The sequence below is a fragment of the Neptunomonas phycophila genome, assembly GCF_001922575.1.
GTDB classification, from domain to species: Bacteria; Pseudomonadota; Gammaproteobacteria; order Pseudomonadales; family Balneatricaceae; genus Neptunomonas; species Neptunomonas phycophila.
The window spans coordinates 2879784-2903164 of sequence record NZ_MRCI01000001.1 but is presented as its reverse complement, the minus strand read 5'-3'; the positions used below and the strand labels follow the sequence as shown (position 1 = coordinate 2903164).

The following is a 23381-nucleotide window of genomic DNA, read 5'->3' as shown; positions in this document are numbered from 1 at the left end:
CACTGTTTATTTGCTTGTCATTTGGAAAAGCTAAAGCGTTGAAAGAAGCTTTGAAGTCGATAATTGACGGTATCGAGCAATAGTTAACCTGTTTGCTTCTTGATTCGAAAAAAATCACTTTGAGTTATGGCAATTTACATATATCGACTACAATTTCTTTTTTAAATTAAAAGGAAATTAATATGTTACGTTCGTTATTCATATCAATAGGGATGATATTTTTTCTTACCGGCTGCAGCACTAATAAGCTGGCATTTCACTCAAACCCGGAAGAGGCTCTCAGCAAATCAGATCCAATTATTCTATTCACAGCTCATTTGCGTAATGACTATCGAATATCTATTCAGCCAACTTTAATGGGTATCACTATTCATTCATTAGATGATGAGGGGGAAGATGTAAGAAGTTTTTTTAACGCGTGGAAAGATGACTCCGCTTTACTAAAGCCGGAGGTAGAAGAGGAGGGTGATGAGTACTTAATTAGTATACAGTTGAAACCTGACCATTTTGAATTAACGAGCATTAGCAGCATGGGTCAGATCTTTCCTTTCTTCGGTGAATACCTTTTAACCTTGGAGTTGCCGTTTGATGTAGAGGATGGACATGTTTACTACTTGGGGCACATAGAAGGCGTTATTCGAGAGCGTCAAGGCGATGAGGAAAGGGCTGGTAGTGTTATACCCCTTATCGACCAAGCAATCATCGGAGCATCAGGTGGTACGTGGGATGTGGAGATCAGTGATCGCTACGAAGAGGACATGAAAAAGTTTGTTGAGCGTTTTCCTGTGCTGGAGAATGTTGTTATCGAAAAACAAGTATTACCGTTCATAAAGCGAGCTGCTGTCTCGGAACATACACAGGATAGTTAACTCTATCCCTATCTCTAGTTCCGTGTAAGCGGGGCTAGAGAGCAGTTTAAGGTTTTACGTATTCATTAGTAATGCGTGTTTTGTTATATGAGCAACTCAACCGCCTGCCAAATTAGTCTCAAAGCCATTAGCGTTAGTATCCAGTTCAGTATCAGACTGAAGTGTTTGTCTTGAACGCGTTTTAGCACTCGTAAGCCTACATATGTGCCGATGGCACCGCTGATGATCATAGCGATTAATAGGGGTAGCCATGCGGTAATATTGACACCAGCTTCCTCAAATACAGCGATTTTAAGAACATGTTGTAATGACATAGCCGCCGCAAAGGTCGCTACGGTTTTAAAACGGTCACTGTAGATTTGCTTCAGAAAAGCACCGACTAACGGCCCAGTAGCACCCACAAATAGTGAGATAAATGTTGTTACACCACCCGCGAACACTGTACCCCAAGAGCCAAGTATGAGCTTAGGGAGTTTCGGCCCCCAACAGAGGTAGAGAATAAAGCTGGCGATGGTCAGGTACATAACGGCGGGGGGTAACGCTACCAATATATAATGCCCGATAAACGCGCCCACTAAGGCACCGGGTAAAAAGCGTGCAATTAACCCCCAGTCGATATGGCGCCAGCTCATGGTCGCGCGGCCTGCGTTTGAACCCAGTTGAACCACACCATGCAGCGGAATGATCAACTGCGGCGGTAATACTTGCGCCATGGTTCCGAGCAGAATAATGCCGCCGCCAGCACCTAAACAGGCCGTTAGAAAAGACGTAAAGCCTGCGACAAAGATAAGGACAGTCGCAATAAAAGGGGAAAGGCCGTTAAATAAAAATTCAGACATGGGTATTTAAGTATCCAGTAAATGACTCGTAGCATACCTACTTCTTTCATTATTGGGTGGTTTTTTCTGTGTAAAGAAAGCTAATAGTTTTTATGTTGGCGGTGTTCTTATAATGTGATTTATGTCTGAATTTGGATGTGTTTATAAAGTAATTTTAGCGCCTAAGTTTTTTACTCCAAAGTTGTTAGGCTTATAGTCCCGCCACACCTTTAAAACTCCACCACAACATTCCCTTTTGGTGCTGAACAGCACGAGAGTATATAACCGTCTTCGACATCGTCCTCTGTGATGCCGCCGTTATGAGTCATATCAACATCGCCTTCTAGCACTTTGACTTTACAGGTGCCGCAGATGCCCATACCGCAGGCTTTAGGAATATGGAGGCCAAGTTTGGCTGCGGCAGCGTGTACCGTTTCGCCCGGGGCGATTTGAACGCTTTTCCCGCTGTCGGCAAAGTTAACAGATAGTAGTTCGCTGGCGGGCATGGCGTCGGCGTCTTCTTGGGCTTGTTCTGCCGACTGAATCGCGTCTTCTTCGATGGTTTCGGGGGTCGCGCCGAAGGACTCTTCATGGTAGCGGCGCATGTCAAAACCGGCGTCTTCAAGCATTTTTTTAACGGCTTTCATGTAAGGCGTTGGGCCACAACAGAAGACCTCGCGCTCTAAGAAGTCGGGTGCGATCAGTTGCAATAAAGCCAGTGTCAAAAAGCCACGATACCCCGACCATGGTTGTCCTGATTCGAAGCGTTCGCAGATGGTGTGCACACGGAAATTTTCGATTCGTGAGGACATGGTATCCAGCTCGCGTCGATAGATGATATCGCGAGGTGTCCGGGCGCTGTGAACAAAAACCGCATCGGCATTGGTGTTGGTGTCATAAGACCAGCGCGCCATTGACATAACAGGCGTGATGCCGACACCTCCGGATAAGTAGAGGACTTTATCCGCCGGGAAGTCGATGCTGTTAAATTGCCCAACGGGGCCGTGAACAGCGAGCTCCATACCTTCGCTCATGGTGTCGTGTAACCAGTTAGAGACTTGCCCGCCTGGGACGCGTTTAACGGTAATTGAAAAACTATAGGGTACGGAGGGTGAGCTAGAAATGGTATACGAGCGGAAAACCGCCTCACCCTGTATTTCTAGCTCTAAGGTGACAAACTGGCCCGGCTTAAAAAAGAACATGACGGGCTGCTCGGCCATGAAACAGTAAGTTTTTACATCCCACGTTTCATTAATCACTTTGACACAACGCACTTTATGGCGGCCATTGCTCCAGGTTTGTGTGGTAACCGGGATAAAAGTGTCGGCTGTGGCTGTAGCAGCGTTCGTGTCTGTCATGGCGTTGTCTCGCACGTCTATGAGGTCGGTTGTTTTTCCGAATAAGCCGCCATTGTCTGACCAAGTATCTTTCAGCATTTAGTTGTTTACGACAAAGACTTATCTAGGATGACCACCAGCAAGGCTAGAGTCATTAAGTACGTCTGTTTCAGCATGGTTCGTGTCGTGAACAGGTAACTACTGAATGGCGTTGCAGCGCAGGATTAGCGGAACACAAATCCTTACAGCGGGCAGGGTCTACATGAGCCAACTGGCAAGTTTGTGCGGTGTGTAACTGTTAGCGATTGCGTGTCGCTTATTATCGAAAAAAGGAGTGGCCGCATGAGCCCGATAGACTTACTTAACACGACCTGCTCTGATCTTGAGCAAGCGAAAGCCAAAACTACTGCGCTGTTGACAGAGCGCCAGGCGGGTTATTCGCTGTCGCAGCCTTTGTATAACGATCCGCATATGTTCCGTATTGATATGGAGGAAGTTTTCGAGCGCGAATGGTTGTTTATGGGGATGAGTAGCGAGATCCCCAAACGTGGGGATTATATCACTGTCGAAGTAGGCCAAAACCCAGTACTCATTGTGCGCGACGCCAATGGTGATATTAACGCCTTCCATAATACCTGTCGGCATCGTGGTTCTCGCTTATGCTCAAAAGAACGAGGCAAAGTGGCTAACCTTGTGTGTCCGTATCACACTTGGACATACGACCTAAAAGGCAATTTATTGTTTGCGGGCACAGAGATGGGCGACGGCTTTGATATGAAAGAACATGGCTTGCGTTCTGCCCATTGCCGCGTTGCCGGAGGTTTTATTTTTGTCTGTTTAGCAAAGCATCCACCGGAATCTGATTTTGATGAGTTTTTGGCGACGTTAGATGAATATATGGAGCCATATGATGTCGACAATACCAAGTTAGCCGTTGAATCCACCTTGATTGAAAAGGCTAATTGGAAGTTAGTGTTAGAGAATAATCGGGAGTGCTATCACTGCGAAGGCAGCCATCCGGAATTGCTAAATACCTTGCTAGAATGGGACGACACAGAAGACCCGCGCGCGCCGCAAGACTTTTTAGATCACTACGCAGAACAAGCTGCCCAATGGGATGCCGAGAACATTCCGCACAAGCACAAGAGCTTTGGTTTGCGTAACCGTATTGTCCGCATGCCGCTTAAAAAGGGGACTAACGTGATGACGATGGATGGCCAGTCTGCTTGTAAGCAATTACTGGGTCGGATTAAAAATCATCAACTGGGATCGATGCGTATTTTGCACTTACCTAACTCTTGGAATCACATGCAAAGTGATCACTTTATCGTATTCCGTGTTTTACCTATCTCCGCACAAGAGACCATGGTGACGACTAAGTGGTTTGTGCACAAAGATGCCGTAGAGGGCGTGGATTATGACGTTGATCGCTTACGTCATGTGTGGGATGCGACTAATGATCAAGACCGGGTATTAGCCGAAGAAAACCAGCGCGGCATTAACTCACGAGCCTACACGCCAGGGCCTTATTCCACCACGTACGAGTTTGGTGTGATTAACTTTGTCGATTGGTATAGCAATAGTGTATTGGCAAACCTAGCGACATCATCGCTGAAATAAAGGTGTAAAAGAGTGGAGAGACAAGGGGCATACGCCCCTTTTTCTTTTCTTGATTGCCTGAACGTTAATGCAAATTATCGTATTTTTGAGCGGCGAAAAACTCTCAACGGTATGATTATTACGCCGTGAGTGTAGACCATTGGGTAAGGTAAGCACGTACCTCTGGCAACACGAGTGAGGCTTTCTCTTCAAGGCTGTGGATAAGTTGAATTAATGATGCTTTCTGTTGCGGGTGTTCGGCTAACCAGGCTTGCATGCGGCGGGTGTCGTCGCTAAACATTATGTCTGATTCGATATGGCTTTCCTTAAAGGCGTTACGAATATCTTCCATGTCGACTAAGTCTGCAATCATCATTGCATGGGTCCTCCATTTCGTTGACATAGCTGCCATACGTCGATGGCAGCTATGTTGGTTGGCCATGAGGATTAATAGAGATGAACGTCTTGTTTCAGGCCTCGGTAAAGACTAAAACACATCACAATCAACACAACCGTAAAAGGTAGACCTGTGGTTATCGCGCCTGCTTGTAAAGCGGTTAAGGCTTCAGAGCCTCCGCCGACTAGCAGTGTGCCTGCAATTATGCCGACTAACGTGGCCCAAAATAGCCGCTGAGGCATAGGCGCATCTGTTTTACCGCCAGCAGTAATGCTATCAATCACCAACGAGCCAGAATCGGCTGAGGTAATGAAAAACACCATCACAAGCACGATACCCATAAACGATAGCAATGAGGTTAGCGGTAAGTTATCGAACATTTGGAACATGGCCAGTGACACGTCACCGATACCGTTTGCCAGCTCGCCAATACCGTTACTGGCTTGTTCAATAGCAGTGCCGCCCATCACGCCCATCCAGAACACAGTGACTAGTGTTGGGATTAGCAATACCGCAATGAGAAACTCGCGCACGGTTCTACCACGAGAGACTCTTGCAATGAACATGCCTACAAATGGTGACCAGCTGACCCACCATGCCCAATAGAAAACTGTCCAACCGTGGAACCAAGTCGTATCTTCGCGGCCAACCCAGTTAGAAAGCGGGATAATATCGGTTACATAGTTAGTTAGCACTGTACCCATCGCGCCAAAAATAGCTAACGTAGGCCCAACGACGATAATAATAGCGATCATACTGGCGGCTAGTAACATATTGATATTGCTTAGTATTTTGACGCCGCCTTCTAGCCCGCGGGAAACAGATACGAGTGCGATTGCTGTCACGATAACAATAACGCCTAACTGGGTGCTAATGCTGTTATCAATACCGAACAGATAGTTAAGGCCACCAGCCGCTTGTTGTGCGCCTAAGCCCAGCGAGGTCGCTAGGCCAAAGATAGTGGCGAGTACGGCAAGAATATCAATGATATGACCTGCAACGCCCCAGCAGCGCTCACCTAGCAGAGGGTAAAAAGCCGAGCGAATGGTCAGCGGTAAGCCTTTGTTATAACTAAAAAACGCTAGTGATAGCGCAACAACGCCGTATATCGCCCATGGGTGCAACCCCCAGTGGTACATGGTAGCGCCCAAAGCGGCATCAGCCCCTGAGGGCGTGCGTGCAGTCGCGTTTAACGGTGTGCCGTACCAGTCTGTGTAATAGGCTACGGGCTCGGCGACACTCCAAAACATTAATCCAATGCCCATACCTGCAGCAAACAGCATGGCAAACCACGAAAGACGTGAAAAGTCCGGTGTGGCCGTTGCACCACCGAGGCGCACTTTACCGACAGGCAGTAGGATTAATGCAATACAGAAAAGCACAAACACATTGCAGCCAATCATGAATAGCCAGTCAAAGTTTTCAATCGACCAGCCGCGAGCATTAGTTAAGCCTGTTTTGGCTTCGCTAGGGAAGAGCAGGGTAGCTACAATAAAGAGTAAAATAAGCCCAGCGCTAATACCGAAAACGGGGTTGTGGATATCAAATCCAATGATTTTTACATTGTCTTGACCGACCTTGTAGTCGGTATCATATTGCGCATGATAGGCGGCATCATCCTGGCCTATCGCATGAGTTTCACCTGACATCGCATTTCCTCGCAGTTATTAATAAAGATGAGTTACACATCACTTTTCATACTACAAACTCTGTTCGGTGCAGGTATTCTGCTAGCGACAGCTAACGGGGTATTAGGGAAGGAAAAACGACATCAAAGCCCGCCCTAGAGCAGGCTTTGTAGAGTGGCGCTACATACGCAATTGTTAGTTAGGTTGCTTATTAGCTGTGCTTATCGCTTTTTCTGATAATAAATAGTCGATCAGCATGTGTGCCATATTGTCGGGAGACTCCTCTGCTATGACTCGCCCGCCTTGTTGCTCGGGCTTGGCGGTAGCGGCCTTGAAGCGGTCAGCGGCTGTTTTCGCTTTGACCGTTTTCATCCGTTTAGGACGAGGCTTGGCTGGCGTTATAGTCCAGCTCAACCGAACGGTATCAGCTGTCTCCTTGACAGGCACACTGGTGAAGCTAGCGCGTTGACCCGGACCAAAAGCGCTCTGGCGAGGTGCGGCGGCGGCCATGTCGACCGTGATCACACAGGGGAGGTTTACCATCACTTTCCGCCGCTGGCCACGGGGTAAGGCTTGTAGGCATTCGACCTGACCCTGATTGACGGAGATGATTTCAGCTACACTATTTATGATAGGCATGTTCAGTGTGTTTGCTAAGAGGTAAGGAAGCATGCCAGAAGACTCGCCGGATTCAGCGCGCATACCGGCCAAGACAATATCCGCGCGAGTCGTTTGCAAGTAATCGATCAGTGAGGGTAAAGGATCGTTTTGTGTAGGTTGTTCCAGAATTGTGAGATGCGGTAGGCCCATACCTGCATATTGTTTTAGGGCTGGGGTGTCGGTGCTCCCACAGTGCACAACATCTAAGGTGTGGGCAGAGTGCTGGGGTGTGGCAGGTGTGTGGATGAGCCGTAAACCTTGTTCGACGGCGCGCGCGTCAAGTTCGGCACGTCGTTGACGGCCTGAAGTGGGGTGCATGCCGACTGAAACCAAAGCAACCACATTTAACCCTTGGCTAACAGCAGCTCCTGTCTGAACAGTGAGGGGGGATTTATTAAGCGGCATGTTCGTTGGCCTCGTTGTTGATCGGCTTAAGCGCATTGAGCAGCGCCTCTAGAAAGACTTGGCTGTCGATAATAAAGCTAAGATCAGCCCGTTTGACCATGTCGCAATTCGGATCTGTATTCACGGCAATAACTTTACGGCACTGTCCAATGCCTTGCATGTGTTGGATTGCACCGGAAATACCGACGGCTAAATACACATCGGCCGTGACCCACGTGCCCGTTGCTCCGACTTGGCGATGACGAGGCATAAAGCCATCATCCACAGCTACACGGCTTGCTCCCTCCGTAGCTCCGAGGGCTTTAGCGGCCTGATGGAATAGCTCCCATTGGCGAATACCGTTACCGCCTGAAAAAATAAAAGGGGCTTCAGCTAAGGGAATCGCATTGGGGTCTACATTTATTAAGCCTAGACTGGTGATATGTTGAGGCTTGAGGGAATAGCCCGAGTCTTGGATAAGTGGATCAAGCAGCGGCTGTATAGGTAGTTCGATGACCTCGTGTCGTGTTTCATCCACCGGTAAATGACACTCGGCACTGAGCATTAATAGACGAGGCGTTTCACGTTGATAATCTTGTGTTGATCCATTGATGCGGCCGATCACTTGTTTGGCATTGGCTTGGTATACTTGTGTTGCGGGACGCTCCCCCAGCGCTGCCGCTAGCCGGCAGCCGGTATCAAAGCCGCCATGTGTGCTATCAGGTAGTAACCAATGCAAGGGGGTAAGTTGAGAGTCAACAGCGCAGAGGACAGATAAGCAAGCTTCGGGGTTATAGTCGCCGTTAAAAAGTTGGCGGTACACGGAAGCCGTTGGCTCCACCTGGGTATCACACATGTGAATAAGTCGGTCTACACCCGCCGTATCCAAATCGGTGGCGTTGATGTCCCCAAAAGCAATAGCGACTACCGCGCCAACTTGGTTACGGGCTTGGCTTATTTCGTCGACCAGTGCTTGTGCTTGACCGAGTATATCTTTGTCATGCGCACTCAGGTAACCACCACTAAAGTCAGGAACAACCGCAATGTAAAAGGCGGGATCAACTATATTGATTAACGGCAATGGTATGTCTGTTGTCACCGGCGCCCGTCGCAGAGAGAGGGGTTGGGATGAGTTTCCGGCCATACGATCAATACGTTTTATGCCATGCGGCCCAATAAAGCCGACTTGGTGAGGATTTTTTCGAATAAGACCGCTGGGTCCGCGCTGTTCGGTTAGCTTTGGGTGTATCACTTGTCCATGCAATGGATGCAGCCTGTTGCGCTGAATCCATTCTTGGCGAGGGTCTCTTCGATATAAACCATGGGGGTTGTGAGTATCGGTCTCGTTCATGCAGCCTCCCCTTTCGGCGTCGTTAGTGCAGGCATCGAGATGGCGTCGGCTACTAATTCAGCAATATCCTTAACTTCTGCACGGGGTTCAACCACCCCTTCCAGCATAGCGGTGCATTGTTGGCAGCCAACGGCGACTAATTCTGCTCCGGTTTCGGTGATATCGGCCATGCGCATATCGGCGATACGGCGTTCGCCGGGGATGTCGGTAATGGGGGCTCCGCCACCGCCACCACAACAGCGGGATCGAAAACCTGAGCGCTCCATTTCAATAAGCTGGATACCCATGGCGCTTAATAGCTCACGGGGAGAGTCGTACTCGCCGTTGTAGCGGCCAAGGTAACAAGGGTCATGATAAGTCACAGTCCCGCCTTTGAAGGCTGATAGTGTGATTTTGCCTTGCTGCACTAACTGATTGATAAAGGTGGTGTGGTGCATCACGGTGTAATCCACCGAGGCATCGAGTTCTGGATACTCGTTTTTCAAGCAGTGGAAGGCGTGTGGGTCGGTCGTTACTATGGTTTTAAAACGGTATTGCTTGAGCGTGGCAATATTGCGTTTGGCTAACGTTTGGAAGGTCGCTTCATCGCCCAAGCGTCGCGCCACATCGCCGCTGTCGCGCTCTTCATTACCGAGTACGGCAAAATCGACATGAGCGGCTTTGAGTACACTAACAAAGGATCGCAAAATACGCTGGCTGCGCATATCAAAGGCGCCATCGCTCACCCAAAAGAGCACATCGGCTTCTTTTACATCACTCATCAGTGATAGGTCTTGGTCAGCTGCCCAGTTCATGCGATTGCCGGGGTTTAAACCGTTGGGGTTGTCCGTCGCGATGAGGTTGTCGAGTACTTCGGCGCCTTTGTTGGGTGTGTTGCCGCGCTCCAATGTGAGGTAGCGACGCATATCGACGATGGCATCCACATGTTCAATCATCATGGGGCACTCTTCGACACAAGCGCGACAGGTCGTGCATGACCAGAGGGTTTCGGCACTTAATACGCCATCAACAATTGGCTGATGAACTCCACCTTTGGCCGAACCAACCTCTATGCCAGGGTAAGGGCTACCGGCGTATTGCTCATCCGTGCCACCGGCAAAAGCAACCACCATATCTTGGATCAGCTTCTTGGGGTTAAGTGGTTGTCCGGCGGCATAAGCAGGGCACATGGCCTCACAGCGGCCGCATTGCACGCAGGCATCAAACCCTAGCAACTGGTTCCATTTAAAATCGCTAGCGCTTTCTACCCCCAGTTTAGAGGCCGTGAGGTCGATGGCTTTAAGTCCCGTTGAGCGCCCGCCGCCAAAGCGTTCCGCGCGGCGATGCCAAGCTAGGTGTAATGCACCCGCAAAGGCATGTTTCATCGGGCCGCCCCAGCCCATGCCAAACAGCATTTCACCCAAGCCCCACATAATGCCGAGGGTAAGCACGAGAGCCAGTACCCAACCGCCTGTTTGTGCTGGTAAAACACCCGCAACGGGCAAGGTGACGATAAAGAAGCTCGCTGCAAACGCCATCAAACTCTTGGGTAACCGCATCCATACACCTTTAGAGAGGCGTGAGGGAGGGGTGATGCGTCGCGCTGCCACAAAGAGTGCACCTGCGAACATGACGCTCGTAGCGGCAAGCAGCGCCCACCCAAGAAGCTGATTATGCACACCCAACAAATGTACCGCCATAATAAGCAGTATCGACAATACGAAACCGCCTGCGGTGGCAACGTGGGTGTTCGACATCTTCTTATCGCGGCCAACGATATGATGGAGATCCACTAAATAACGACGTGGCATGGAGAGCAAACCGCCCATTAAATCTACGGACGAGGCTTGTCCAGCGCGCCAAAGCAAAGCACGGCGGACCATGCCTACAACCGCCAAGACAAGTGCGGCCAGTAACAATAAGGGCAACAGCGTATCAAGGATCATAAGAAGTCCTCAGCGTTACAAGTCTTTGCACAAACGCAGCGCATCATAGATGGCCGCATGCGTATTTCGCTGAGAAACGCAGTCCCCCAAACGCCATAAAATCATCCCTTCGCCCGATTCGCTTAAAACGGGTTGAGGTAGGGCTGCGAACAGAGTGTCGTTATCGATTTGGCCTTTGTTACGTGAGTCCGCTTTGAGCGCGTAATACAGTGATTCGCTAGGACGAATGCCGTTTTCTACAACCACCTGATCGACGACACGTTCTTCCTGCTGGCCGGTGTATTCGTTCTCTAATACCGCCACTAGCTTGTCGCCTTCGCGATAGACTTTCTCTAACAGCAAGTCAGAGGTCATAATAACTTCGCGCTCATATAAACTGCGGTAGTAGGTAGGGAAGGTGGTGCCACCAATGCCGACACCGGGCTTGATATCATCAGTAACCAGTTCAACAAGTGAGCCTTTGCTGGCTAAATAATCGGCAGCCGACATGCCGGAAAACTCACAAATCGTATCGTAGATCAGCACGTTTTTACCCGGCTCAACGGTGCCATTGAGGATGTCCCACGTTGAAACCACTAAGCCCTCTTCAGCACCCCAGTGTGGGTTTTGTGTTAAGAATGGCGTACCGCCCACCGCCAAGATGCACACATCGGGCTTTAGATCTCTAATCATGTCGACATTGGCTTGTGTACCCAAGCGAATATCAACGCCTAAGCGTTCAACTTCCATGGCTAACCAGCGGGTAATGCCGGCCATTTGATCACGCTGGGGAGCTTTGGCCGCAATGTTAATTTGGCCGCCTAGCTGTTCGGCCATTTCGACTAATGTAACCTGATGACCGCGCTCGGCAGTCACTCGTGCAGCTTCCAATCCACCTGGGCCGCCGCCAATGATGACCACGTTGCGAATCGGCCCTTCGGTCTTTTCGATAATGTGCGGTAGCCCCATGTATTCACGCGACGTTGCCGCATTTTGAATACATAGCACATCCAAGCCCATGTATTGACGGTCTATACAGTAGTTCGCGCCAACGCATTGGCGGATCTGGTCTACTTGGTTCATTTTAATCTTGGCGATGATGTGCGGATCTGCAATATGTGCACGTGTCATTCCGACAAAATCCACATAACCGGCTTCTAAAATGCGCTTGGCTTGGTTAGGGTCTTTAATGTTTTGTGCGTGAATTACAGGTACATCAACAACCGCTTTGATACCGGCGGCTAGATGTAGAAATGGCTCGGGTGGGTAGCTCATGTTCGGGATAACGTTTGCTAAGGTGTTGTGTGTATCGCAGCCGGAACCCACTACGCCAAAGTAATCGACCATGCCGGCGGCGTTGTAATACGCCGCGATCTCTTTCATGTCGTCGTGGTTTAAACCGTCTGGGTGGAACTCATCACCCGTGATACGCATACCCACGACAAAGTTTGGGCCAACCGCTTCACGTACGGCTTTCAACACTTCCATACCAAACTTCATACGGCCTTCGAACGTGCCGCCCCATTCGTCGGTCCGTTTGTTCACTCGCGGCGACCAAAACTGATCGATCATGTGTTGATGTACTGCCGATAACTCTACACCATCTAAACCGCCTTCTTTGGCGCGCACGGCTGCTTTAGCAAAGTCGCCAATGACACGCCAAATTTCTTCGACTTCAATGGTTTTACACGTAGCGCGGTGAACCGGCTCACGGATACCGGAAGGAGACATCAAGCTTGGCCAGTTCTCCCCGTCCCAGCGGGAGCGACGTCCCATGTGGGTAATTTGAATCATAATTTTTCCACCATGCTTATGCACAGCATCGGCTAGGTTTTGAAAGTGTGGGATAATACGGTCTGTGGATAAGTTAACTGAGCTCCACCAACTTTGCGGGCTATCGATCGACACTACACTCGAACCACCACAAATGCATAATCCACAGCCACCTTTAGCCTTTTCTTCGTAATATTTAACGTATCTATCGGTCGTCATCCCGCCATCTGTGGCGTATACCTCGGCATGTGCCGTACTCACAATGCGGTTACGAATAGTGAGTTTATTAATATTTAACGGCTGAAAAAGGATATCGAAAGACATCATGACACCTCGGTCGGTAGTTGCTCGCTGGGGGATGGCTGAAAGCTAATCAACGGGTTGTCCACAGCTAACACACAAGTTCCTGTCAACACCGTTCTCTACGGAACGGGCGTTATTATCTGTTAACAGCATACGAGGAGGTGTAAATCACGAGTGTTCTAAAAACGGCACTGGCCTAGTTTTGAGCGGTGTGGGAGCGGTTTGCCGTATTAATAATGACGGCCGAATACACAATAAAAATTAAATGCATCTTGGGTGCCGTTTCAGAATCTACCTAGGCAAAAAGCCTTTCTCTTTTCTCATTCTGTTGTTGCTAGTATTCGTTAGCGCTAATACCACTGCCGGGTAATCCACGCGAAATATCACGGGTGACACCTGGTAAAAAGCTTATATATGAGCGTAACGAATGTCAGATGTGAGTGCATGAGAGAACGATTGATAAAAGCCCCGAGAGTCAATGCTTTCGGGGCTTTTTAGTTTAAAAGCAAGTGACAGGGTAATCAGGGTCGATTTCTAATGCTGACGTTACCCAAAAGCTCATAGTGGAAGGCGATTCTCCATCCGTCTTTTCTTCTGGATTAAGTGTATTGAAGGTGATGGAGCAAGCCCACCCTTTATGATCACCTTGGCCTGCACACTTCTGGTAGATTACAAGAGGAGCCTCATCACTAAAGTATTCGCTTAAGCGATGATCAAAGATCTGTTTCAGGGTTGGTTTTATATCTTCACTGAGGTCTAAACAGCCGTCTTGACTTACAGGTGTATCACTTTTTTTCTTGAGTATATCTAATGCAAATACCTTGGCTGAATCATGCGCATGCAGAGGTGCCGAAATAAGCGCTAAGATAATTGTTGATATTAGAGAAATTTGTTTAATCATAAGAATCTGCCATAGTAGAAAGACACTGAATTTCCTCCTTTACCATAAGCACCAGTAAATTTTCGGATAAAGGCATCAGGACTATCGCAGGCGATTTCATTCTTCGTGTTTCCGTAATGATAGACATGCCCGTTTGTAAAAATACCGATGTGTTTTTTTGACATACTGCCCATTTTTATTGAGCTGCCAAACGGTGAAATATTTTTATCTAAAGTAACAAAAACTAAGCATTCTGTTAGTGCTTTTGGCTTACTACTCCACAAACCTTTAATTGATGATGTGTTAAATATATCATCAACACGGATAGTGGCTCCCTCAGTCTCAAGTTGCTTATCTGCAAAGGTGTAGTTTTTACAAGTAGCAGTGCCTACTGAGTAGTTCATTATATGTGATACGAAGTGGGCGCAGTGGTTTTGGGCATCCTCTTTACCTAAAGAGTGAGGACAAAGCGAAGAAATATGAAGTCCAATTTTCTCGTCTAAATTAACGGGAACTAATGAAGTACGCATAAATATCCTTATTTATATCGATCCATGATGGTACGCACTATAACGGAAATTCTTATTGATTTAAAACAGAGAGTTAATCAGATAACTCAACAAGAGTTATTAATATAAATTAAAAGCGGCTAATAATTAACCGCTATACTCTGTTACATAGGCCTCACCTCAAACACCCCAAAGTCACAGCCTTCTTCGGCTTCGCATTGAGTCTGTTCAGAGATAGTACGGACCGGATACCCCAAACTCTCGGCTACTTGATCTAATGCGCCAGCGAACCAGCCGGTGAACATGTAATCCACTTTGCGGTTTACCTTGCCGAGTTGATACACAAAGCAGGAGTGGTCTAAGCGGATTCGTGCTTCGCCTTTTTCGACATCTAAATGCTCGATGGTGAAAATGCCCCAGCCACGTTGGCAAAGTCGCTTAAGGTAATGTTCGAAGACAGCGGCACCGGATAAGCCGTGTTCTTCGGCTTCTTTTTCGCACCAGTAATAGGCCGATTTATAGCCGGCCTTGTAGAGTATTTCCGCGTATTTTTCGGCGCCCAACTCGTCTTCAATGCCTATATGGTTATTCACAAAAAAATGACGAGGTACATATAGCATGGGCAAAGCATCGGTTGTCCAAACACCGGTTTCGTCATCAACATTGATCGGTAGTTCAGGGGCATGAGTTCCCATTATTCAATCTCCAAAAATAGTCCCCGAAGGGGTGTTGATGTATACACTTACATCAAACGAGTTAAATACCTTTATGCTTCATTCCATACATCACTGAGTACCCGCAACCAGTTTTCTCCCATGATTTTGCGGACTTGTGTTTCGCTAAATCCGTTGCGTAGTAAGGCTTCGGTTAAGTTAGGAAATTCGCCTAAGGTACGTATACCTTCGGGGTTTATGATTTTGCCAAAGCTGGTGAGCCGACGAGCATAGCCTTTGTCGTGTGTTAGCCATTCAAAAAACGGCTGGCCGTGGCCTTGTGTAAAGTCGGTGCCGATGCCGATATTGTCTTCGCCAACAATATTGAAGATGTATTGGATCGCTTCAACATAGTCATCGACAGTGGACTCGATCCCTTTTTTTAAGAAGGGCGCAAACATGGTGACGCCCACAAAGCCGCCGTGATCGGCAATAAATTTAAGCTCCTCATCGGATTTATTTCGTGGGTGGTCTTTTAAGCCGCTGGGTAAACAATGGGAGTAACAAACGGGCTTTTTAGACGCAAGGATCACCTCTTCCGAGGTTTTAGAGCCGACATGCGATAAGTCGCACATCACACCTACACGGTTCATTTCGGCTACGATCTCATGACCAAAACCTGATAGCCCTCCGTCACGCTCGTAGCAACCGGTACCGATTAAGTTTTGAGTGTTGTAACACATTTGCACAACACCTACGCCCAAGTCTTTAAACACCTGAACGTAGCCAATTTGATCTTCAAAAGCGTGGGCATTTTGGAAGCCCATTAATATCCCGGTTTTATTGAGCGCCTTGGCGTGACGAATATCAGCCGTGGATTTTACTTTTATGACAAGGTCATTGTTGGCTTCGATCAGCTGGTTCATCTCTACGATGTTATTCACTGTATTTTGGAACCCTTCCCATACCGAAACAGTACAGTTAGCCGCTGTTAGTCCACCTATACGCATATCCTCAAAGAGGTCACGATCCCACTTCGCAATGACTAAACCATCCATCACGATGGCATCGTTGTGTAACTCTAATGCGTTCATCACCTTGTCCTATGCTGAGATTAGGGCTGCTGTATAAAGCGCCAATTACCATCAAGCATAGGGCGGGCCGTCATGCATGAGTGTTCTAAAAACGGCATGCGGTGGGTCTGGAACAGACATGGAGCCACTTCGCTAGTATTTAGTGCATGGGTATAGCCGTTTTGAGCTTGATAATGCGGTGTATGATTTGTAGTCTTAAATGAGTCGGGACGACCCGCCCCCGAGCTTCGAAGGTAAACGCTGCTTTATTGTCGATGCATCGGTTGTAGTAGCATTCTGGACGGCCAGGTATTTTCATTTAGCTTTGGGAAATTACCATGACACGCATCCGCACCACGCCCCAGCATAGTGCTTTTCAAAAAATCCCTGTTATTGATATTGCCGATCTTTTTTCGGAGCATGTAAACGACCGCAAGCAGGTGGCTAAGGTGCTCGCCCATGCTTCCCGTGAGGTAGGCTTTTTTTATATTACGGGGCATCGTATTTCTGCTACTCGGGTTGATAATTTAAAGGCGGCTGCTAAGCATTTTTTTAGCCAACCGTTAGCGAGTAAAATGCAGTCCTATATTGGCTTATCCACCAATCATAGCGGCTACGTCCCAGAAGGCGAGGAGCAGTTCTATAGTGCTAGCCAGTCGGTTCATAAAGCGGATCACAAAGAGTCCTATGATATAGGCTTTGAGCTTGATAATGCTGATTATAAAAGGCCAATGTTAGGCACGAATCAATGGCCAAACGTTGAAAACTTTCAAGCAAACGTGACCGCGTATTATCAGGATGCGTTGTCGCTAGGGAAGGTGCTATTTCGTGGTTTTGCACTCGCGTTAGGGTTACCAGAGGAGACCTTTGTAAAACAGGCGATACGACCGCCAAGCCAATTACGCTTAGTGCATTACCCCTATGACCCAAGCGCACAAGATCGAGAAGGAATTGGTGCCCATACTGACTACGAATGCTTTACCTTGTTGTTGCCCACCGCCGATGGACTGCAAGTGTTGAATGGTGCTGGAGAGTGGATAGATGTGCCTTATAGGCCTGACTGCTTTGTTGTTAATATCGGTGATATGTTAGAAGTGCTGTCGAATGGCCGTTTCATTGCAACCTCGCATCGCGTGCGCAAGGTTAAAGAGGAACGTTACTCTTTTCCTTTATTTTGTAGCTTAGATTATGACACCTGCATCGAGCCTATTTTGCCTGTGATGGAAGGGGAAGACCCTAACAAATACAGCGCATTAGTCTGTGGTGATCATTTATACGCTCAAACAATTCAAACCTTTAGGTATTTACAGAAGCGTTTTAAAGCCGGTGAGGTGAGTTTGCCTAAGTCAGCTAAGGCGGTAGCGTCATTTGGTCAGTTTAAAGCCGTAATTGATAAGTCTAGTCAGTCGGGAGCCTAATTAATGACGCTATTGGAAATAGCAAAAACACACTTATCCACAGCCCCTTACAGCGTACCCGAGTGGATGCTAGGTGCGTTTTGCCGTCGTAGTATTAGTTTTGCTGATGGCCTAACCGATACAGACACACGTGTCTTTTGGTTGCAAAGCCGTGGTTTGACTATCGATTTGCGTTTACCTCTTCCACGTGATCAACCCGCGCTAACCGACCATAGCGATGCGATACGCGCCATGTCGGATTTGGAAGGGTGGTATGCCCATACCTGCTGGGAAAATAACTTATTGAGCTGGTGTAACGGAGCGAGCTATCAGCTGCATAACCGTTGGCCTGAGCCCGCTCAGCTTCGGCGGGTGGGTAATTGTATGGTGGAGTTTGCGCCAAGTGGTGCATATGTTGAGGATTGGCGTTTGCTCAACGAGAGCAGTAAGGGGCTCCTTATCGGCTTAGAGCTGGAATCTGAAATGGATGTGGCAACAGGGGTTGTGAGTGCCCGGCAAGGGGCGCTCATCATTAATGGTGAGTATGCGGGAATGGTACTTGGGCGCACCCACACGACTCTGGAAACGGAGTGGATTGCTAACGGTCGTCGCTTAAAGGAGGTTGTGACTGCGCAGCCTGATCATGTTGAAGCCTTATTAAATTTTCAAACCGTAATCGCTAAACAAGCGGCTGATGGACGTTATTGTGTTGAGCACTCGCTCGATAGTAATCGCGTAGGGGACTTTTTAGCGTTTGACGGTTTTACTTATGCTCAATCAGAAAGAAAGTTGATACAGCGTTTACACTACGAAGGGCGCGAGGTCGAACGGGTGTGGCGGATAGACTGTCTAGAGGCTTCGTACGAGTATTGTCGCTCAACGCCGGTTAACAACCCAAGTATCCGTCAATGGCGCGCTGGCGAGAGCCCTACGCTTGATCGTTATACCCGAGCCGTTGAGGCTTAGACTTCTAATCGCCCTTTGACGACGGTAATGGATGAATGGGCGGAATAATGTAGGAGTTGATCAGTAACCGGCCGTATACAACACCGCGCAGCGTAATCATTTTATCAGCGATCATGTTGAGCTTATCGGCAGGCCCTTGAACCAGAATAATTGATAGCGTGTTGGTATGAGTCAGGTTGACGTTAAGGCTGGAGATGACTTCATCAATAAACTCAAACTGCAAATCATGCAGCTTTTTCTGTAACCCCGGTGTTGAATGGTTATAAACAAGGTTAACGGTGCCCGTCATAACTTCGTGGCCTTGTTTGGCACGATGATCATTCAGCTGTAAATTGATCATGTCGCAAATTGCTTGCGAGCGGCTTTCAAACCCGCGCTCGTTAACCATTTGGTCTAGGCCGTCTAGTAAGCTTTCAGGGAGTGAGATGCTGATTCGACTGAGTTTTTCTTTGCTCATTTTACGTCCTTTAGGCTTGTCCTAGACTCAATCTCGCTGGATATTATGGGTTAAATGGGTGCCACTATAGCACTTTTATGTAGGTTGTTCTGAGTGAGGGCGCCCGTCTCTTGAGGCGCCCATTAGTTCTTTTTTATGATTGCCTGTGGGCGTTTTTAGAACAAGTGAGTGTAACGCTCAAGCTCCCATTGGCTTACATTGAGGTGATACTCATTCCATTCGGCTTGTTTAACTTTAATAAATTCATCTTTGAGCTCTTTACCGAGGACTTGCTCTACAAAAGGGTCGGCATCAAACACTTGAATGGCTTCTTGGAGTGTTCGCGGTAAGAAATCGATGCCCAACTCTTTGCGTTCAGACTCTGTGAGGTCATAGAGGTTACGCTCTTGAGGTTTGCCTGGCTCTATCCCCTCGCGAATGCCCTCAAGACCGGCGGCTAGGGCTAAAGCTGCAGCTAAGTAAGGATTAACAGCGCCGTCGGCATTCCGAGATTCGCAGCGGCCACCGCCCATGGGCACACGAACGGAGTTGGTGCGGTTATTAGAACCAAATGAGTTAAACACAGGTGCCCACGTAAAGTAGGGCATATCACCTTGGCGCACGAGACGTTTATAGGAGTTAACGGTTGGGGCGAAGACAGCACACAGCGCCGGTCCGTGCTTGAGAATACCGCCGATGAACTGGTAACCCAGTTGGGTTAAGCCTAAACCGTTTGGATCTTCCTCTTTAGTGCATTGAAACAGATTACTGCCGGTGTCTAGGTCGTAAAGCGACATGTTAAAATGCGCACCGTTGCCTGTTTTATCTGCAAATGGTTTTGGCATAAAGGTAGCCAGCAGACCTTCCTGCTTGGCGTATTCTTTGGCCATTAATTTAAGGAAAGTGAAGCGGTCGCATGTTGTGAGGGCATCCGCATAGTCAAAATCAAACTCAAACTGCCCGTTAGCGTCTTCATGGTCAAAAGAGTATAAGCCCCACCCTAAATCATTGATGCTGGTCGCCATGCGATCGACCCAGTTGAAGTTGCTGAGGAAAGCACGGGTGTCGTAACAGGGTTTTTTAAGCTTGTCGTCTGGATCAGGCGCTACAAGGCTACCGTCTTCATTTTTTTTGAGTAAGAATACTTCGGCTTCAATACCAAGGTTCATGCCAAAGCCCATTTCTTGGGCTTGTTTAAGCACTTTTTTTAATAAAACGCGTGTGTTTAATTCGTATGGCTTGCCATATAAGGTGTTGTCGGCAGGCATCCAAGCGATTTCAGGCTGCCAAGGCAGTTGGATGATATGGTCTAGGTCAGGAACCGATGCAATTTCATCGTCATTGGGTGCCTGGCCAAGGCCATCTAACGCATAACCTGTGTACAGCTCTGATCCGTGTGCCATGTGGTGAAGGTGGTTGATGGGCACAATCTTGCCTTTGGGAATGCCGTGGATATCCACATAGGTCCCCATACAATACTTAACACCTTTATCGCCAAGGTTGGATTGGATAGCTGTGATTTCTGCGTCTGTTTTGGTCTCAATCATGTTAATACCTATTTCTCAATGATAGTGACCCGGCTGAGCCGTTAGGGCGGCTAGCCGAAAAATCATCAAGCAGAGCCTGTCTGGGTTACACAGGCGCTGCCCATATTTTCGCCGGGAAGGTTGGGATAGATTATTATCTAGCCGTTATGTCGTGCTTTTTTTAAGGTAGCCCTGATGGGCTTACTCACCAGATAGCACGCTCTGGTGGTAACTTTGGTTAAGGGGCGCTTCTTCTTTTGCTGCGGTGAGCAGCAGCTCGGTTAAATCGGCCAGCATCCATTCGTATAGCTGGGCGCCTTTCGCTTTAGTGGCGGCGGATGGCTGACCTGTCACACCATTGGTGCTAGTGCGATTGACTGGATGGCTAAAGATACAACCGTCGGTGCGGTCTGGATCATCCGCTGCAGCTAGTTTGTCGTCTCTGACCATGTCAGGGTGCAGAGCCATCATGAGCGCCGTTTCTGCATCATTGGCGTGCCAATCTTCGGCATCATTAAAATGCGCCTTTTGAACGCGTTCTGACACTCTAGCGGTATGAACGATGGCCACCATAAAGCCATCATGCTTTGCGCGTAGCATTTCGAGAGCACAACGTAATGGCGCTTCATTAGTAACATGGCCATTAACAAAAATTAGGCGGCGAATACCCGCTGACTGTACCCAGTCTCCTAAATCGCATAACACATCAATTAAGGTCTTAGGGCTAAGTGCCATGGTGCCCGGCCAACGTTTCGAGTGACCAATGGAGCAACCGTACGGCAATGTTGGTAGCAAAATGATCGGCGACTGAGCGGCGGCATCACTGCACAAGGTATGAGCAATGGAGGTATCCATCCCGCAACCCATATGAGGGCCATGTTGCTCGGTTGCTCCAATGGGGAGCACGGCGGTGTCGATGCCAGACTGAACAGCATTGGCGACCTCTTCCCAAGTCATTTGGTGCAAGTTATACATCAGAATACGCTCCCGACATCAGATTTCACGTTGACCATACGCACTAGGTTCATATGGTCTTCATCATCGTTTTTCGTTGGCGGGTGGATAAGGTGCTCGATGTGTTGCTTGGTTGCTAAAAACTCGGGCGATAAAAATTGATTGGGATTTCGAGGCTGCGGTACGGGGACTTCGATTAACTCTTCAATTTCGCCCGGGTTCGCTTTGAGCACCAAAATACGGTCGGCTAGATAAACCGCTTCGTCTAAATCGTGGGTGATGAAGAACACCGTGATATCAATGTTCTTCCAGATTTCCATTAAATAGGCCTGCATTTTGGCGCGTGTTTGCGCATCCAAAGCGCCAAAAGGTTCATCCATCAGTAAAATTTTAGGTTGGTTGGCAAGTGCCCGTGCGATAGCGACGCGTTGTTTCATGCCGCCGGAAAGCTGATTCGGGTAATGGTTTTCAAACTTCGATAAACCAATTAAGTCGGCCCATTGGCGTGCATCAGCCTCAGCGCTTCCTTTATCTTGGCCGCTTTCTATTAAACCGAACATGATGTTTTCTTTAACGGTTAGCCATGGAAACAAGGTATATCCCTGAAATACCATGCCGCGTTCGGGACCGGGCTTTGTTACCTCTTTACCGTCCAGCAAAACCTGACCGGAAGTGGCTGTCTCTAAGCCTGCTAAAATCCGAATGAGTGTTGATTTTCCGCAACCGGATGGACCTATGACGCAAACAAACTCACGTTTGTGGATGCGCAGATTAATATCTTTTAGCGCCGTCACCTTACCATTGCGCGTTGAGAACTCTTTAGTCAGTCCTTTGACTTCCATGGTCACAGGGCGCTGCTTTAAGCGATCAAAACGGTCTTTAACGGTATCGCTCTGTTGTTGGTAGCTAGGCAATTGTAGATCAGACATGTTGTTCGGCTCCTATTGTGTTTTTTGCCAGCGGAACAAGCGGCGACCAATCCATGCCAAGAGCAAATCAATAGTCAGGCCGAGGATGCCAATCATAATAATGGCGGCAAATACGTTATCGAAGTTTTTATATCGGGCTTGCTGGGTGATAAACCACGTAATACCAGAGCTTGTACCAATGAGTTCGGCCACGATTAAATACGTCCATGCCCAGCCCAGAAGAATGCGGGTATCCTTGTAAAGGTCGGGTAAAATGCCGGGAATAACTATTCTAAAGAGCATAGAACGGTTGCTCGCCCCTAAGGTTTGGCCTGCCTCTAGCAGTGAGGCGTCAAGCTTTCGCGTGGTATTGGCTACAATGAGCACTTGCTGAAAAAAGGTGCCGATGAAAATAATCGCAATCTTAGGTGCTTGGTAAATACCCAAAATAGCGACCGCTAATGCTCCGAAAGCAGGGGCAGGTAAGTAGCGAAAAAATTCTATAAAAGGCTCAAATAACCGCGAGAAGAAATCGTAGGTGCCAGCTAATACTCCCAGCGGAATACCGATAATGGATGAGAGTACAAAGCCCCAGAAGATGACCTGAATACTGCTCCAAAGGCTTTCATGTAACCATTCTTCACTGCGTCGCTGAGGTTCTGTTGTGAAGGCCGTATAAAACGCTGTTGCGACTTCATGCGGTGCTGGTAAATACACAGGGTTAGCCGGTATTCCTTGAGGCAGCGCGGTGCCGGCTTGTGTCGCTTTGGCTGTTTCTGTTTCAAATACGGCATTATCAACGAGCATATCGGCTCGAAAATAAGACACTGATCCCGGCTCTGTAATTTCGGTTTGAGGATGCCAGAAAAAAGGTAAATAACTGACTGCACACCAAAGCAAGATGGGAAGCAAAAAGCTGAACAAGGCCACTGTAGAGCGTGAACGCGGCGGCAATTGTTTATTTACGGTAAAAAGCGACATGAGTCATTCCTGAGCCAAATTTCGGATTCAACTAACATCAAATGGGGTGTTACATGCATGCGTGTTTGTCGGTTA

Annotated in this window: 21 protein-coding genes; 4 read left to right on the top strand and 17 right to left on the bottom strand. The window is 48.2% G+C overall.

Features of this window, described 5'->3' with window-relative positions:
• The first annotated feature begins 182 nt into the window (after window positions 1-182).
• Window positions 183-869 carry a hypothetical protein gene (locus BS617_RS13255; RefSeq protein WP_075173251.1) on the top strand — a complete coding sequence of 229 codons (687 nt, stop codon included), beginning with the start codon at window positions 183-185 and terminating at the stop codon, window positions 867-869.
• A gap of 83 nt (window positions 870-952) precedes the next feature.
• Here BS617_RS13255 and BS617_RS13250 read toward each other — a convergent pair whose 3' ends face one another.
• Window positions 953-1708, bottom strand: coding sequence for a sulfite exporter TauE/SafE family protein (locus tag BS617_RS13250; RefSeq protein ID WP_075173250.1), 756 nt, complete (start codon window positions 1706-1708; stop codon window positions 953-955).
• Window positions 1709-1917: 209 nt separating this feature from the next.
• Window positions 1918-3045 carry an FAD-binding oxidoreductase gene (locus BS617_RS13245; protein WP_075173585.1) on the bottom strand — a complete coding sequence of 376 codons (1128 nt, stop codon included), beginning with the start codon at window positions 3043-3045 and terminating at the stop codon, window positions 1918-1920.
• 321 nt (window positions 3046-3366) lie between these two features.
• Here BS617_RS13245 and BS617_RS13240 point away from each other — a divergent pair, with 321 nt between their 5' ends.
• The gene (locus tag BS617_RS13240) at window positions 3367-4644 is read left to right on the top strand and encodes an aromatic ring-hydroxylating oxygenase subunit alpha (protein ID WP_075173249.1); all 1278 of its coding nucleotides are present in this window, start codon (window positions 3367-3369) and stop codon (window positions 4642-4644) included.
• A 118-nt stretch (window positions 4645-4762) separates the two neighbouring features.
• Here the strand turns inward: BS617_RS13240 and BS617_RS13235 are convergent, their stop codons facing one another.
• The 10 genes from BS617_RS13235 to BS617_RS13190 form a co-directional block, all read right to left on the bottom strand.
• The gene (locus BS617_RS13235) at window positions 4763-4999 is read right to left on the bottom strand and encodes a hypothetical protein (RefSeq protein ID WP_075173248.1); all 237 of its coding nucleotides are present in this window, start codon (window positions 4997-4999) and stop codon (window positions 4763-4765) included.
• A 71-nt stretch (window positions 5000-5070) separates the two neighbouring features.
• Window positions 5071-6669: a BCCT family transporter gene (locus BS617_RS13230; RefSeq protein ID WP_075173247.1), complete on the bottom strand. Its 1599-nt coding sequence runs from the start codon at window positions 6667-6669 to the stop codon at window positions 5071-5073.
• Window positions 6670-6843: 174 nt separating this feature from the next.
• Complete coding sequence (locus BS617_RS13225; protein WP_075173246.1) at window positions 6844-7713, bottom strand: hypothetical protein; 870 nt, start codon at window positions 7711-7713, stop codon at window positions 6844-6846.
• Window positions 7703-9043: an electron transfer flavoprotein subunit alpha/FixB family protein gene (locus BS617_RS13220; RefSeq protein ID WP_075173245.1), complete on the bottom strand. Its 1341-nt coding sequence runs from the start codon at window positions 9041-9043 to the stop codon at window positions 7703-7705. The genes BS617_RS13225 and BS617_RS13220 overlap by 11 nt, the downstream gene beginning before the upstream one ends.
• Entirely contained in the window at window positions 9040-10965 is a 1926-nt protein-coding gene (locus BS617_RS13215; RefSeq protein WP_075173584.1) for a (Fe-S)-binding protein, read from the bottom strand. The genes BS617_RS13220 and BS617_RS13215 overlap by 4 nt, the downstream gene beginning before the upstream one ends.
• An 18-nt stretch (window positions 10966-10983) precedes the next feature.
• A complete protein-coding gene (dgcA, locus tag BS617_RS13210; protein ID WP_075173244.1) occupies window positions 10984-13044 on the bottom strand; it encodes a dimethylglycine demethylation protein DgcA in 2061 nt (686 codons plus the stop codon).
• A gap of 478 nt (window positions 13045-13522) precedes the next feature.
• On the bottom strand, window positions 13523-13924 hold the full coding sequence (locus BS617_RS13205; RefSeq protein ID WP_075173243.1) for a hypothetical protein: 402 nt from the start codon (window positions 13922-13924) through the stop codon (window positions 13523-13525).
• Window positions 13921-14433 (bottom strand): hypothetical protein, encoded by a 513-nt coding sequence (locus tag BS617_RS13200; RefSeq protein WP_075173242.1) that lies wholly within the window; start codon window positions 14431-14433, stop codon window positions 13921-13923. Before BS617_RS13200 ends, BS617_RS13205 begins: the two co-directional genes overlap by 4 nt.
• A gap of 143 nt (window positions 14434-14576) precedes the next feature.
• The gene (locus tag BS617_RS13195) at window positions 14577-15107 is read right to left on the bottom strand and encodes a 4-vinyl reductase (RefSeq protein ID WP_075173241.1); all 531 of its coding nucleotides are present in this window, start codon (window positions 15105-15107) and stop codon (window positions 14577-14579) included.
• 71 nt (window positions 15108-15178) lie between these two features.
• Window positions 15179-16159, bottom strand: a complete 981-nt coding sequence (locus BS617_RS13190) for a dipeptidase (protein ID WP_075173240.1) — start codon at window positions 16157-16159, stop codon at window positions 15179-15181.
• Between the two features lie 317 nt (window positions 16160-16476).
• Between BS617_RS13190 and BS617_RS13185 the strand changes: the two genes are divergently transcribed.
• Together BS617_RS13185 and BS617_RS13180 are read left to right on the top strand one after the other, a co-directional pair.
• Window positions 16477-17556: an isopenicillin N synthase family dioxygenase gene (locus tag BS617_RS13185; protein WP_075173239.1), complete on the top strand. Its 1080-nt coding sequence runs from the start codon at window positions 16477-16479 to the stop codon at window positions 17554-17556.
• A gap of 3 nt (window positions 17557-17559) precedes the next feature.
• The gene (locus tag BS617_RS13180) at window positions 17560-18501 is read left to right on the top strand and encodes a hypothetical protein (protein WP_075173238.1); all 942 of its coding nucleotides are present in this window, start codon (window positions 17560-17562) and stop codon (window positions 18499-18501) included.
• A 4-nt stretch (window positions 18502-18505) separates the two neighbouring features.
• On the opposite strand, the gene nikR is transcribed toward BS617_RS13180, so the two are convergent.
• The 5 genes from nikR to BS617_RS13155 form a co-directional block, all read right to left on the bottom strand.
• The gene (nikR, locus tag BS617_RS13175) at window positions 18506-18958 is read right to left on the bottom strand and encodes a nickel-responsive transcriptional regulator NikR (protein ID WP_075173237.1); all 453 of its coding nucleotides are present in this window, start codon (window positions 18956-18958) and stop codon (window positions 18506-18508) included.
• Between the two features lie 155 nt (window positions 18959-19113).
• The gene (gene glnT / locus BS617_RS13170) at window positions 19114-20484 is read right to left on the bottom strand and encodes a type III glutamate--ammonia ligase (RefSeq protein WP_075173236.1); all 1371 of its coding nucleotides are present in this window, start codon (window positions 20482-20484) and stop codon (window positions 19114-19116) included.
• Between the two features lie 180 nt (window positions 20485-20664).
• Entirely contained in the window at window positions 20665-21438 is a 774-nt protein-coding gene (locus tag BS617_RS13165) for a creatininase family protein (protein ID WP_170870355.1), read from the bottom strand.
• On the bottom strand, window positions 21438-22346 hold the full coding sequence (locus BS617_RS13160) for an ATP-binding cassette domain-containing protein (protein WP_075173234.1): 909 nt from the start codon (window positions 22344-22346) through the stop codon (window positions 21438-21440). The genes BS617_RS13165 and BS617_RS13160 overlap by 1 nt, the downstream gene beginning before the upstream one ends.
• A gap of 12 nt (window positions 22347-22358) precedes the next feature.
• Window positions 22359-23306 carry an ABC transporter permease gene (locus BS617_RS13155; protein WP_075173233.1) on the bottom strand — a complete coding sequence of 316 codons (948 nt, stop codon included), beginning with the start codon at window positions 23304-23306 and terminating at the stop codon, window positions 22359-22361.
• Window positions 23307-23381: the final 75 nt, after the last annotated feature.

Coding starts and splice junctions, on each gene's coding strand:
- BS617_RS13185 (WP_075173239.1), top strand. CDS start 16,477: ATGACACGCATCCGCACCACGCCCCAGCATAGTGCTTTTCAAAAAATC.
- BS617_RS13255 (WP_075173251.1), top strand. CDS start 183: ATGTTACGTTCGTTATTCATATCAATAGGGATGATATTTTTTCTTACC.
- dgcA (WP_075173244.1), bottom strand. CDS start 13,044: ATGTCTTTCGATATCCTTTTTCAGCCGTTAAATATTAATAAACTCACT.
- glnT (WP_075173236.1), bottom strand. CDS start 20,484: ATGATTGAGACCAAAACAGACGCAGAAATCACAGCTATCCAATCCAAC.
- BS617_RS13180 (WP_075173238.1), top strand. CDS start 17,560: ATGACGCTATTGGAAATAGCAAAAACACACTTATCCACAGCCCCTTAC.
- BS617_RS13220 (WP_075173245.1), bottom strand. CDS start 9,043: ATGAACGAGACCGATACTCACAACCCCCATGGTTTATATCGAAGAGAC.
- BS617_RS13190 (WP_075173240.1), bottom strand. CDS start 16,159: ATGAACGCATTAGAGTTACACAACGATGCCATCGTGATGGATGGTTTA.
- BS617_RS13225 (WP_075173246.1), bottom strand. CDS start 7,713: ATGCCGCTTAATAAATCCCCCCTCACTGTTCAGACAGGAGCTGCTGTT.
- BS617_RS13230 (WP_075173247.1), bottom strand. CDS start 6,669: ATGTCAGGTGAAACTCATGCGATAGGCCAGGATGATGCCGCCTATCAT.
- BS617_RS13240 (WP_075173249.1), top strand. CDS start 3,367: ATGAGCCCGATAGACTTACTTAACACGACCTGCTCTGATCTTGAGCAA.
- BS617_RS13160 (WP_075173234.1), bottom strand. CDS start 22,346: ATGTCTGATCTACAATTGCCTAGCTACCAACAACAGAGCGATACCGTT.
- BS617_RS13155 (WP_075173233.1), bottom strand. CDS start 23,306: ATGTCGCTTTTTACCGTAAATAAACAATTGCCGCCGCGTTCACGCTCT.
- BS617_RS13250 (WP_075173250.1), bottom strand. CDS start 1,708: ATGTCTGAATTTTTATTTAACGGCCTTTCCCCTTTTATTGCGACTGTC.
- BS617_RS13235 (WP_075173248.1), bottom strand. CDS start 4,999: ATGATGATTGCAGACTTAGTCGACATGGAAGATATTCGTAACGCCTTT.
- BS617_RS13200 (WP_075173242.1), bottom strand. CDS start 14,433: ATGCGTACTTCATTAGTTCCCGTTAATTTAGACGAGAAAATTGGACTT.
- BS617_RS13245 (WP_075173585.1), bottom strand. CDS start 3,045: ATGACAGACACGAACGCTGCTACAGCCACAGCCGACACTTTTATCCCG.
- BS617_RS13205 (WP_075173243.1), bottom strand. CDS start 13,924: ATGATTAAACAAATTTCTCTAATATCAACAATTATCTTAGCGCTTATT.
- nikR (WP_075173237.1), bottom strand. CDS start 18,958: ATGAGCAAAGAAAAACTCAGTCGAATCAGCATCTCACTCCCTGAAAGC.
- BS617_RS13195 (WP_075173241.1), bottom strand. CDS start 15,107: ATGGGAACTCATGCCCCTGAACTACCGATCAATGTTGATGACGAAACC.
- BS617_RS13165 (WP_170870355.1), bottom strand. CDS start 21,438: ATGTATAACTTGCACCAAATGACTTGGGAAGAGGTCGCCAATGCTGTT.